This is a genomic window from Streptococcus sp. (assembly GCF_030825805.1).
Lineage (GTDB): Bacteria > Bacillota > Bacilli > Lactobacillales > Streptococcaceae > Streptococcus.
Genome location: NZ_JAPJPF010000057.1, coordinates 1 through 8,851, shown reverse-complemented (window position 1 = coordinate 8,851; position 8,851 = coordinate 1). Strand labels below are relative to the sequence as shown.

The window sequence follows — 8,851 nt, the reverse complement described above, 5'->3', positions numbered from 1 at the left end:
AAAAACGAAGAGACAAGCATAAAGGACATTAACCCTTATCTCTTTCATCAAAAAAGCTTCGGTAGGAAGAACCCTACCGAGGCTTTTTAACATGACGAAAACGATTGTTGAATATCTGGATGATGTTCCCAATCCGCTCGATCATAGCTTCCAGTAATGGTGTGCTCTTCAGAAAAGAGCAGAACTCGTTCCACAATGGGAGCGATTTGCTCGAAATGGTGGGAGGAAATGACAATCGTTTTTCCTGCTGTTTTGAGTTCTTGGAGCAAGGAGACAATCAGCTTCTGGTATTTGGGGGAGAGGCCATTAAGGCTCATCAAATAGCAACGATTTCAGCTGGACCAACACCGCCCTGGATGTTTTCTAATTCTTCAGTTGTTAAAAGTTGTAAATTGTTCATTGCTTTTCTCCTTTCTGATTCCCCGATATGCAATGATGAGGATCCAAATAACAAGAATCCCAGAAAGTAAGTCACTCACTCCGTAAGTTTCAAAAGGGAGTGTGAGATAGTGAAGGTCGTGTAAGATTTGTAGAACTGCTAAAAAGATTCTAGAAAAAAGTAAAGTAGATATCGTGATGATATGGAATATGCGTCTTTTTTTCATCGTTCTTACCTATGGACGGTTGGCTAGATATCTTAGGCCTGCTCCTGCAGCAAAAACTAGTCCGATACTACCGACAGCAACTGTAGCAATTTTCCATGTAGCTACCCCTGCAATTACAGCTGGGATAAATCCACCTTGAATAGAGGCTAGTTCATGATCTGATAGGATGTCATCAGAATGAATAGTAATTGTGTTCATCTATCTTCTCCTTTCTTTAAAGAAAATTGTTTCTTCACCTGTACTATTCGTAAAAATTCTAGAAAACTTCTCCTTATTTGAAAAATCATGAAAAAAGTTGAAAGTCACCTTCGGAGTGTGATAAAATAAGGAACTATATTAGCTATGAAGAGATTGGAGAACGAGCGATGAAGAAACCAGTGATTGGGATTACAGGCAACCAACGCCCTTTCCGTGAAGAAGAGGGAATGTACCTCAGTTATACACCGACAGGCTTTGTCCAAGGGGTTCAAGAAGCAGGGGGAATCCCTCTGATCCTTCCGATTGGAGACCCTGCATCGGCTGGGCACTATATTTCCTTGATTGATAAGTTGATTCTCACAGGTGGTCAGCATGTCTCTCCTCAGTTTTATGGAGCAGAGAAGGAGATTGTCAGTGACGATTACTTGCTTGAGCGCGACCTTTTTGAATTGGCCTTGATCAAGGAAGCGCTAGCTGCTAAGAAGCCCATCTTTACGGTTTGTCGAGGCATGCAACTCTACAATGTAGCTATGGGCGGGACACTTTACCAGGATATCGACCACCACTGGCAAGAAAATCCTGCCAGCGAAGCTAGTCATACGATCGAAACTGTTGAAGGGACCGTTTTGCGGGACCTGTTCGGAGAAGTTGGTCAGATCAATTCCTACCACCATCAGAGTATCAAGGATTTAGCCCCTCATCTAGAAGTAGTTGCTCTTAGCCCTGAAGATCAGATCATCGAAGCGGTGCAATCATCCCACGGGACAGCCTTTCTCGGAGTGCAGTGGCATCCAGAACTGCGTTATCAGGTAAGTGAAGGAGACAAGGCTCTCTTTGATTATGTCGTCAATCAACTATGATAGAAACAAAACACGTTAGAAATCGGCTCTTCTGATCGCTAGCGTGTTTTTTCTATAATCTGCGTAAAAACGACTGAAAATAGTCTCTAGGAAGAGTACTGAAAGGGAGTATAATAGAGAGGAAGACAATGAGAGAGGATAAACACATGATTAACTTTCCAAAAGATTTTTTATGGGGGACATCGACATCTGGCCCACAGACAGAAGGGCGCTTTGCCGGAGATGGCAAGGGTGACAACCTCTGGGACTACTGGTACCAGGTAGAGCCTCATCGCTTTCGCTTCCAAGAAGGACCTGGCTTAACTTCGACCTTTTATGAAAATTGGGAAGAAGATATTGAGCTTCTAGTCGAGACCGGGCACACTGCCTTTCGGACTTCTATCCAATGGTCTCGGATTTTCCCTGAGGGTCGTGGAGAAGCCAATCCAGCAGGAGTAGCTTTTTACCGCCAAGTATTTGAACGCATTAAGGAAAAAGGCATTCACTTGATGGTCAATCTCTATCACTTTGACCTTCCTTTTGCCTTGCAAGAGCAAGGAGACGGGTGGGAGAACAAGGAGACGGTCTACGCCTATCGCGACTACGCTCGTTTCTGCTTTGAAACCTATGGGGACTTAGTCGATCAGTGGATCACCTTTAATGAACCCATTGTTCCTGTAGAGTTTGGCTATTTTTATGATGCCCATTACCCGCATAAGGTGGATGCCGCTGCAGCCGTCAAAGTCGCCTACCACACCCAGTTGGCAAGCAGCCTTGCGGTTCAGGTCTGCCATGAGGTGGCCCCAAACTACCGTATCGGAGTAGTCTTGAACTTGACGCCAGCCTATCCGCGGAGTCAACATCCAGCAGATGCCAAGGCGGCACGAATCGCTGAGCTCTTCCAAGCCAAGTCATTTCTCGACCCGTCTGTTCTTGGGACTTACCCACCAGAGTTGGTAGAGATTCTGCGGGAGCGAAATCTTTTACCAGAGGTAGACCCAAGTGACTTAGAGTTGATTAAAGAGCATACCGTCGACTTCTTAGGGGTCAACTATTACCAACCCATGCGGGTCTCTGCGCCTCGATATGCACCAAATCCAGAGTCTCCGATGTTGGTCGAACAGTTCTACGAACCCTATGTCATGCCAGGAAGAAAGATCAACCCACATAGAGGCTGGGAAATCTATGAGCAGGGCTTGTATGATATTGCTCAAAATATCAAGGAAAATTACGGCAACATCGAGTGGCTCCTAACAGAGAATGGAATGGGAGTTGAAGGGGAAGAAAAATTCCGTCAAAATGGGGAAATCCAAGATGACTACCGGATTGACTTCGTCAAAGACCACCTGTGTGAGTTGCACCGTGCTATTCAAGAAGGGGCCAACTGTAAGGGTTACCTCATGTGGACCTTTATTGACTGCTGGTCTTGGCTTAACGGATATAAAAACCGCTACGGTCTTGTCGAATTAGACTTAGCCACTCAGGAAAGACGCCTGAAAAAATCCGGCCATTGGTTCCGTGAGTTGAGCCAGCAGAATGGATTTGAAGAGTAAGTTATTGAGGATTCTATTATCTAAGTAGGATAGGACTCCTTCGTCTCAGTAGTTGATTAACTAGTTTTATTTTCGGAAGTGAAGAAGTCCATCAGATGCAGATGTTTCTGACGGCATTCTTCATTTCCGATTTTTCATTTAGTGCTGGAAAAGGTTAAAAAGCCTTCAACTTCAATATGTGCTATAATGAAATCAGAAGAAAAGGAGCTTGTATGATAGATTTTAAAACAGAACTAGGAAAAAAAGTACAAACTCTACGTGAAAGTAAGGGATTAAGTAGACAAGCAATCTGTGGTATTGAGGACCTATTAACGACACGTCAGCTCCAGCGAATTGAAAAGGGTCAGTCTTTACCAACGATTGCAACAGCAAAGTATATTGCTGAGCAACTAGGTGTTTCCCTAGACATGCTAACGAATCAAACTAGTTTAGAATTGCCGGTAGAATATCTGAACCTGAAGTATCAATTACGGACGTTATACCATTATGGAGATCAAGATCGTCTTCATCGGCATGAAGAAATTATTGAAGATATTTACGAAAATTATTTTGATCACCTGCCAGAGGAAGAAAAACTGTCTGTCCAGGTCGCTCAAGCTACGGTTGATATGATTGGATCTAAAAATCCTTCTTTTGATCAAGGTTTATTAGATGAGTATCTAGGGCAAGCCATGAAGAAAAAAGAGTTAAGTCCTAACGATGTGGAAATAATTAAATTGCGCTTGCTTTCTTTGGCTTTGGGGGTCTTTGATCAAGAAGAATTTATACACTTAGTGGAGAAGATTATACTTGCGATAGATTATTACCCCTTATCAGAGTTGGAAATGCTACAAAATACGCTCATCTCAGCTGCAGGCGTGTTAGCCCATTATGGGATATACGACAGGTTGCCAGACATTGTTAAAGCCTTAAATGATATTATGACAAAGAGACATGATTTTCAGGATAATATTTTTGTTTATGCTTTAAATTGGAAAGTTGCTTTATTTATAGAAGATGATCTAGAAAAAGCAAAAAATGATTATCAAAAAGTATGCTTGATGGCAGACTTATTATCTGAGAATTTAGTGAAGAAAAACATGCAAGAAGAATGGAAAGAGGACCTTGAGAAAAAGGGTCTAAACTACACTGAGGTATAGAGAAGTATTTATCCTTTCGTCTGTTGTTCTTGAAAAATATAAAATGAACATTGAGAGAGTGGGACAGAAATCGGTAATTGGTGAGAATTCGATTTCGTTGTCCCACCTCCGCACAGTTGAGTAGGGCTGTAAAAGCTGATGAAATCAGCGTAGTAGAGCTCACTCAACCACTGCGTCTTGCTCGACAATCCAAAGACAGTTGAGAGGCTGGGACTTTTGTCCCAGCCTCTTTTGTTGGTGAAAATAATGGTTAGACTTGGACATGAATGTCCTCACGTTAAATGATAGAAATTGGATATACTGAGAGTAGAAGAAAGGAAGGAAGAAGTTGCTTCAGGAAGGATGTTGGTGTCAGAAAATGGAAATTAGATTACACAATGTAAAGAAAAGCTATGGTTCCTTTGAGGCTTTGAAAGGAATTGATTTAGTTCTTGAGGAAGGAAAATTTTATGGACTTCTTGGACCGAATGGTGCAGGGAAAACAACACTCTTTAATTTGTTGATTAAAAATTTCAAGCCAAGTTCAGGAGAGATTCTTTGGGAAGTGGATGGAAAATCTTTGCCAACGAAAGATTTTTATCGACATATCGGTATTGTATTTCAAAGTAATCGTTTAGATGATAACTTAACGGTAGAGGAAAACTTAGTATCTCGTGGATCCTTGTACGGCTTATCAAAATCACAAGTACAAACGCGTATTACAGATTTGCAATCCTATTTGGATGTAGCTACTCTAAAAAAGAAAAAATATGGCAGTTTATCAGGAGGACAAAAACGAAAAGTAGATATTGCCCGAGCTTTATTGCCACAACCGTCTTTGCTGTTGTTAGATGAGCCAACAACTGGTTTAGATCCACAATCTCGTCATGATTTATGGGAAGCGATCCATCAGCTGAACAAAAAAGGTAATATGACTGTCGTTCTTATCACTCATTATTTGGAAGAGATGGCTGCTTGTGATATCTTAAATGTTTTAATCGAAGGTAATTTGTATTATTCAGGAGATATTGCTAATTTTATTAAACAGCATTCAACCACTAACTTGAATGTCACTTTAAAACCTGGTCAATCAGTAAAATCGTTATCTGTATCTAAATTTGTAAATAAGTGTCAAGTTCTCTCTGAGGCAGAAGTCGTATTTAAGGATGTCTCGGTTGAAGAGATGATGGAGATTATTTCAGAAAATCAAGGAAAATCAATTATTGAAACATTTAATGTGGAGTACTCCAATTTGGAAGCAGCTTATTTGAACTTACTAAAATCTAAAGGAGGAGAGGGGAATGCTTGAATTAATTTCTAGAAATCGGAAAGTCTATACACGAGATCGATTAGCTTTCTTGATGTCCTTCTTATCGGTCATCATCTTAATCTTGGTTTATCAAGTCTTTCTAGGACAAATTCAGATTGATGCCATCAAGGAGGCTTTGAATAGTGATACCGCCTCTACGGATACCATTCAGATGGTCAATTATTGGTTAATCTCAGGTTTAACAACTATTATTTCAATGACAAGTACTCTTGGTGCATTTGGCGTAATGGTTTCAGATAGAGAAAAGAAGTTGAGTGAGGACTTTAAAGTCAGTCCAGTATCTAACTTTAAGGTTGAATTAGCCTATGCAGTTTTTGCAATTCTATTTGGGATTATTATGACCATGTTCTCTTGTGTTTTTGCAATTGGTATTTTTAATGGTTTTAGTTCTCTTCTTGATTATTCAATGACTGATTACTTATCAATTTTGGGGGTTACCTCATTAGGAACGATCTTATCTGCGGCTATTATTCTTCCAATTTTGACTTTTATCCGAACTAGTTCAGCTTTTACAACTTTGAGTACAATAGTTGGAACCTTTATCGGCTTCATTTCTGGTGTTTATCTTTCAATTGGATCCGTAGGAGAAACCTTGCACCAGGTCATGACCTGGTTCCCTCTAACACAGGTGAATGCACTCTTAAAACAAGTTTTGATGAAAGATTCAATTGCTCAAGTATTTAATGACGCCCCATCTTCGGTCATTACGAACTACAAAGAATCTTATGGGATTATCTTGCAGAATGCGAGTGGTGAACATCTATCGAATCAGTTCATGTTTGCCTATATTTCTATTATCATAGTTGTTTTGCTGGGAGTTCATTTTATAATTAAAAAGGTAAAAAAATGAAGTGAAGCTCATGAAATTATTGGATAGGCATCTAGATTAGTTGAAATCAATTACTATCTTAAATGAAGCCAATCATCCTACCCTATCAACCGACATGTTGGTAGGTTTTTCTTAACCCTTTCTTAACTAGACCAATTTCTGGTATTTTTTAGGTTGACAAACAGGAAAAAGCATTGTATACTGACTCCGCTGATGATTTTTCTATCAAATCAGACTAGACCAATTTTATAAATTGGCTAAGAAAATAAGGGAACTCAAGTATGGATACCTATTTTCTTTCATTTTTATAGAAGGAGAAAGCACAGCTTGTCTGTGTCGTAAAAACTATGTGTGGAATTGTTGGTGTTGTTGGAAATACAAATGCAACGGATATTTTGATTCAAGGACTTGAAAAACTCGAATACCGTGGTTATGATTCGGCTGGAATTTTTGTTCTAGGTGGTGCTGAAAGCCATTTGGTGAAAGCAGTTGGTCGTATTGCAGAATTGTCTGCTAAAACTGCCGGTGTTGAGGGGACAACTGGTATCGGACATACTCGTTGGGCCACTCACGGAAAACCGACAGAAGACAATGCTCACCCACATCGCTCTGAGACAGGACGTTTTGTCTTGGTGCATAATGGGGTGATTGAAAACTATCTTGAAATCAAGGAAGAATACCTTGCAGGTCACCACTTCAAGGGACAAACAGATACAGAAATCGCAGTGCACTTGATTGGAAAATTTGCGGAAGAAGAGGGCTTGTCAGTACTTGAAGCTTTCAAAAAAGCCCTTCACATCATCCGTGGATCTTATGCCTTTGCCTTGATTGACTCTGAAAATCCAGATGTCATCTACGTGGCCAAGAACAAATCACCACTTTTGATTGGTCTTGGAGAAGGCTATAACATGGTCTGCTCAGATGCTATGGCCATGATTCGTGAAACCAACCAATATATGGAGATCCATGACCAAGAGTTGGTAATTGTGAAAGCTGATAGCGTTGAAGTGCAAGACTACGATGGCAACAGCCGTGAGCGTGCTAGCTATACTGCTGAGCTTGACTTGTCTGATATCGGAAAGGGAACCTATCCTTACTACATGCTCAAAGAAATTGATGAGCAACCAACAGTGATGCGTAAGCTCATCCAAGCCTACACAGATGAGGCTGGTCAAGTAGTGGTAGACCCAGCCATCATCAAGGCTGTTCAAGACGCTGACCGCATCTACATCCTTGCAGCTGGAACATCTTATCATGCAGGATTTGCTTCTAAGAAGATGTTGGAAGAATTGACAGATACACCAGTTGAACTGGGTATCTCCTCTGAGTGGGGTTATGGGATGCCACTTCTCAGCCAGAAGCCACTTTTCATCTTTATCAGTCAATCTGGTGAAACAGCTGATAGCCGTCAGGTTTTGGTTAAGGCCAATGAAATGGGGATTCCAAGCTTGACAGTGACAAACGTGCCTGGTTCAACTTTGTCACGTGAAGCCAACCATACTATGTTGCTTCATGCAGGACCTGAAATTGCTGTAGCATCAACCAAGGCTTATACGGCGCAAATCGCAGCCCTTGCCTTCCTTGCAAAAGCAGTCGGTGAAGCAAATGGGAATGCTAAAGCGCAAGCCTTTGACCTGGTTCATGAATTGTCTATCGTGGCTCAGTCTATCGAGTCAACCCTTTCAGAAAAAGAACTGATTGAAAATAAAGTTCGTGAGCTTCTTGAAACAACTCGAAACGCCTTTTACATCGGACGCGGTCAAGATTACTATGTAGCCATGGAAGCCAGTCTCAAGCTTAAAGAAATCTCTTACATCCAATGTGAAGGTTTTGCGGCTGGAGAACTCAAGCATGGAACCATTGCCTTGATTGAAGAGGGAACACCTGTTTTGGCCCTCTTGTCAGATCCAGTCCTTGCCAACCACACTCGTGGAAATATCCAAGAAGTGGCAGCGCGTGGCGCTAAGGTCCTTACTATCGCAGAAGAAAATGTTGCCAAAGATACAGACGACATCGTCCTTACAACGGTCCACCCTTACCTCTCACCAATCTCCATGGTGGTACCAACCCAATTGATCGCTTACTTTGCAACCCTTCACCGTGGACTCGACGTGGATAAACCACGGAACCTTGCTAAGTCGGTAACAGTAGAATAAAAATGAAAAGAAGATAGGATCCAGTCCTAGCTTCTTTTTCTTTTATTAGAGGCTGGGTTAAAAAACAGTGAGTTAGAAAAGAAAAGAAAGGGTTAAAAAACCCATGAAAGCAGGAGATCCATGGGCTATTTGTTTGATGGTGGTAAGACATACTCTTGGATAGCTTGTGCTACACCGTGTTCTTGGTTGCTGGTAGTGACAACTTGAGCTTCCTTCCGGACAG

Annotated in this window: 9 protein-coding genes; 6 read left to right on the top strand and 3 right to left on the bottom strand. The window is 41.3% G+C overall.

Annotated features, from left to right (window positions below):
• Positions 1 to 86: 86 nt before the first annotated feature.
• The 3 genes from RCH62_RS07980 to RCH62_RS07970 form a co-directional block, all read right to left on the bottom strand.
• Positions 87 to 317: a hypothetical protein gene (locus RCH62_RS07980; protein ID WP_125335745.1), complete on the bottom strand. Its 231-nt coding sequence runs from the start codon at positions 315 to 317 to the stop codon at positions 87 to 89.
• Complete coding sequence (locus RCH62_RS07975) at positions 317 to 400, bottom strand: class IIb bacteriocin, lactobin A/cerein 7B family (RefSeq protein WP_236128226.1); 84 nt, start codon at positions 398 to 400, stop codon at positions 317 to 319. Before RCH62_RS07975 ends, RCH62_RS07980 begins: the two co-directional genes overlap by 1 nt.
• 214 nt (positions 401 to 614) lie before the next feature.
• Positions 615 to 803 carry a class IIb bacteriocin, lactobin A/cerein 7B family gene (locus RCH62_RS07970; RefSeq protein WP_006595051.1) on the bottom strand — a complete coding sequence of 63 codons (189 nt, stop codon included), beginning with the start codon at positions 801 to 803 and terminating at the stop codon, positions 615 to 617.
• A gap of 167 nt (positions 804 to 970) precedes the next feature.
• Here RCH62_RS07970 and RCH62_RS07965 point away from each other — a divergent pair, with 167 nt between their 5' ends.
• The 6 genes from RCH62_RS07965 to glmS all read left to right on the top strand — a co-directional run bounded on the left by RCH62_RS07965 (position 971) and on the right by glmS (position 8,628).
• On the top strand, positions 971 to 1,663 hold the full coding sequence (locus RCH62_RS07965) for a gamma-glutamyl-gamma-aminobutyrate hydrolase family protein (RefSeq protein ID WP_195612125.1): 693 nt from the start codon (positions 971 to 973) through the stop codon (positions 1,661 to 1,663).
• 146 nt (positions 1,664 to 1,809) lie between these two features.
• Positions 1,810 to 3,195 (top strand): glycoside hydrolase family 1 protein, encoded by a 1,386-nt coding sequence (locus RCH62_RS07960; RefSeq protein ID WP_306474980.1) that lies wholly within the window; start codon positions 1,810 to 1,812, stop codon positions 3,193 to 3,195.
• A gap of 212 nt (positions 3,196 to 3,407) precedes the next feature.
• Complete coding sequence (locus tag RCH62_RS07955; RefSeq protein WP_306474979.1) at positions 3,408 to 4,334, top strand: XRE family transcriptional regulator; 927 nt, start codon at positions 3,408 to 3,410, stop codon at positions 4,332 to 4,334.
• A gap of 358 nt (positions 4,335 to 4,692) precedes the next feature.
• Positions 4,693 to 5,622, top strand: coding sequence for an ABC transporter ATP-binding protein (locus tag RCH62_RS07950; RefSeq protein WP_123159789.1), 930 nt, complete (start codon positions 4,693 to 4,695; stop codon positions 5,620 to 5,622).
• The gene (locus RCH62_RS07945; RefSeq protein WP_117744927.1) at positions 5,615 to 6,493 is read left to right on the top strand and encodes an ABC transporter permease; all 879 of its coding nucleotides are present in this window, start codon (positions 5,615 to 5,617) and stop codon (positions 6,491 to 6,493) included. The genes RCH62_RS07950 and RCH62_RS07945 overlap by 8 nt, the downstream gene beginning before the upstream one ends.
• Before the next feature lie 326 nt (positions 6,494 to 6,819).
• Positions 6,820 to 8,628 carry a glutamine--fructose-6-phosphate transaminase (isomerizing) gene (gene glmS, locus RCH62_RS07940; RefSeq protein ID WP_306474978.1) on the top strand — a complete coding sequence of 603 codons (1,809 nt, stop codon included), beginning with the start codon at positions 6,820 to 6,822 and terminating at the stop codon, positions 8,626 to 8,628.
• Positions 8,629 to 8,851: the final 223 nt, after the last annotated feature.